General features: G+C 63.8%; 4 protein-coding genes and 1 pseudogene. All 5 read right to left on the bottom strand.

Features of this window, described 5'->3' with window-relative positions; genetic code table 11:
- A pseudogene (locus WBF82_RS01860) lies at positions 1–137 on the bottom strand (alpha-ketoacid dehydrogenase subunit beta); the annotation flags it as partial.
- Positions 137–1,228 (bottom strand): pyruvate dehydrogenase (acetyl-transferring) E1 component subunit alpha, encoded by a 1,092-nt coding sequence (pdhA, locus tag WBF82_RS01855; protein WP_424381403.1) that lies wholly within the window; start codon positions 1,226–1,228, stop codon positions 137–139. The pseudogene WBF82_RS01860 and the gene pdhA, both read right to left, overlap by 1 nt.
- A gap of 67 nt (positions 1,229–1,295) precedes the next feature.
- Positions 1,296–2,114: an HpcH/HpaI aldolase/citrate lyase family protein gene (locus WBF82_RS01850; protein WP_424381402.1), complete on the bottom strand. Its 819-nt coding sequence runs from the start codon at positions 2,112–2,114 to the stop codon at positions 1,296–1,298.
- On the bottom strand, positions 2,114–2,617 hold the full coding sequence (locus tag WBF82_RS01845) for a MaoC family dehydratase (protein ID WP_424381401.1): 504 nt from the start codon (positions 2,615–2,617) through the stop codon (positions 2,114–2,116). Before WBF82_RS01845 ends, WBF82_RS01850 begins: the two co-directional genes overlap by 1 nt.
- Positions 2,614–2,991 (bottom strand): acyl-CoA dehydrogenase family protein (locus WBF82_RS01840; protein WP_424381400.1); only part of this gene is annotated, 378 nt, incomplete at its 5' end. The genes WBF82_RS01840 and WBF82_RS01845, both read right to left, overlap by 4 nt.

Genomic DNA, 2,991 nt, shown 5'->3' with positions numbered 1-2,991 from the left:
CCGAAAACCAGCACCCGGTCATCGACGGCCATCGCGTCACGCAATGCTTGGTTGAGCGCCTGGACCATCGTCAACGGCTTGGCAGCGAGCGCGTGGTCGGCGCTGGGTCTGGTCGGGGGTTCGGCGATCTGGGTCATCACGCCTCCCGGCGGATTTCACTGCGCAACTGTTGACGTTGCGCTTCGAGTCCGGGTGTCATTTCGGCGTATACGGTGGTGAAGACCTCGTCGACGTCGACGTCGGGAGCGTCGAACACCGCATCGCGCAGATCGGCCCGAAGCCGCATATACCGGGCGGTGATTCGGTCTTCCAGCCGCTGCGACCACAGTCCTTCGCCCTGTAAGAAGGTGCGGTACCGCGGGATCGGATCGAGCATCTGCCAGCGGTCCAGTTCTTCCTGGCTTCGGTATCGCGTCGGATCGTCCGAAGTCGTATGCGGGCCCAGCCGGTAGGTGATCGCCTCTATCAGCGTCGGCCCGCCGCCGGCTCTGGCCCGCGCAGCGGCTTCGGCCATCACCGCATAACAGGCAAGCACGTCGTTGCCGTCCACCCGTACGCCGGGCATGCCATAGCCGATCGCCTTGTGAGCGATGGACGGCGCGGCAGTCTGGCTGCTCAGCGGCACCGAGATCGCCCACTGGTTGTTCTGCACGTAAAACACACACGGCGCCTTGAACACCGCCGCGAAATTCAGCGCCTCATGCACGTCGCCCTCGCTGGTGGCGCCGTCGCCGAGAAACGCCACCGTCATCGAGTCCTCGCCGAGCCTTTGGGCAGCCATCGCGGCGCCGACGGCATGCAACGTCTGGGTGCCGATCGGAACCGATATCGGAGCACAGCACTTTTTGGTGAAATCCAGCCCGCCATGCCATGTTCCACGCCAGGCGGCACCGACATGGCCGGGCGGGATACCGCGTACCAGATAAACACCCAATTCCCGGTACTGGGGAAACAGCCAATCGGTTTTGCGGAGGCAAGCGGTCGCGCCGACCTGTGCCGCCTCTTGGCCGCAGCACGATGCGAACAGGGCCAATTCACCCTGTCGCTGCAGGTTGACAAATTCGGCGTCCACCTCGCGGGTGACCACCATCATCTCGTAGAGCCAGCACAGCGTCTCCGCCGGCAGCGCGCGACTGTAACGTGCTTCCGTCGTGGGTGTTCCATCGGCTGCGACGAGTTGCACCGGCTCAAGATCGACACTCATCGGCGTGATAGCAGCTTCAGCCATACCGCCTCCAACCAACGGCCGCCACAGGTGTGCGGCGGGTCAGAGCAAACCCGAAAAGCGCGACCGCTTATGAGCTGACGTCGGCCGCCAGCTGCACAATTCGCTCGGCTCGCCGTAACACAGGCGCATCTACCATTATGCCCTCAAATGCGAAGACACCGCGTTCATCGGCGGCTGCGGCAAGTACGTGTCGCGCCCACTGCACTTGGTCGGGCGACGGCGCATAACCGGCCCGTATCACGGGTAGCTGGCTGGGGTGGATAGCAACCTTCACGTCGAAGCCCACAGCAACCGCGTCGTCGACTTCGGCGCGCAGCCCGTCGAGATCTTTGATGTCGAGATACACCGAGTCCAGCGCGAGCCGACGATGCGCCTTGGCAGCCAACAACGATTGCGAGCGAACGTGGCGGGCCACCTCGCGGTATGTCCCGTCCGGGTAGCGATTCGCGGTACCGCCGAGCACCGCGAACAAATCCTCGGCGCCCCACATCACCGCGACGGTGTTGTCCACCGATGCCGTCTCAGTGACGGCCAGGGCACCCATTGGGGATTCGACCAGGACAATGACCTGCAGCGGCGCCAACGCTCCGACCTTTTCTGCCGCTTCGCATTTAGGCAACATCACGGTGTCATAGCCGGTGCTCTTGAGCGCCTCGAGGTCGAGTTGCTGGTCGGCGGTGCCGAACTGGTTGACGCGCACCACGGTGCTGGCGGGGTCGAGTTGAACGTCGACGAGCGCTTTCCGCGCGGCGGGCCGGTCGGCGGCGGCGCAGCCGTCCTCGAGGTCGAGGATCACGATATCCGCTGCGGCCGCGGCTTTTTCGTAGCGCTCAGGACGATCAGCCGGACAGAAAAGCCACGCCGGGCCGGGATTCTGAAGACCCATCAGGCCCCCCCACCAGCAGCCTCCGGTGGTCGCATCCGCACCAGGGTCTTGCGGCTCGCGGTGGCGACGACATCGTCGTGCTGATTTCGACCGGTATGCGCAAACGTCACGATGCCCTCCCCCGGACGGCTCTTGGATGCCCGCTTGTCGGTGATCACCGTCTCGGCGTAGAGCGTGTCGCCATGGAACAGCGGCTTGGGGAACGCAATCTCGGAGAAGCCCAGGTTACCCACAATGGTGCCCTGGGTCAGCTGCGCGACCGACAATCCGACCAGAGTCGACAAGGTGAACATCGAGTTCACCAATCGCTGATTGAACGGCGGCAGCGCGTCAGAGAATGCCGCATCCAGGTGCAGCGCTTGGGTATTCATGGTCAGCGTTGTGAACAACACATTGTCGGCTTCGGTGATGGTCCGCCCTGGGCGGTGCAGGTACCGCACGCCGGTCTCGAATTCTTCGAACCACAGTCCGCGCTGAACAACCTCGCGCACTTCGTCGCTCACAGCCCAACCTCGCGCGCGATCAGCATCAACTGCACTTCGGTGGTGCCCTCGCCGATTTCCAGGATCTTGCTATCCCGGTAGTGGCGGGCGACGGTGAACTCGTTCATAAACCCGTAGCCGCCGTGGATTTGGGTGGCATCACGTGCGTTATCCATCGCCGCCTCGCTGGCCACCAACTTGGCGATCGCCGCCTCCTTCTTGAACGGCTTCCCGGCCAGCATCAGCGCCGCGGCGTCGTAATAGGCGGTGCGCGCGGTGTGAGCGCGGGCTTCCATCCGCGCGATGGTGAATGCGATGGACTGATTACGTCCGATCGGTTGACCGAAGGCTTCGCGTTCCTTTGCGTACTTGACACTTTCGTCGACGCAACCCTG

It is taken from the genome of Mycobacterium sp. (assembly GCF_049673265.1).
GTDB lineage: Bacteria > Actinomycetota > Actinomycetes > Mycobacteriales > Mycobacteriaceae > Mycobacterium.
This window is presented reverse-complemented; position numbering and strand designations above follow the sequence as displayed.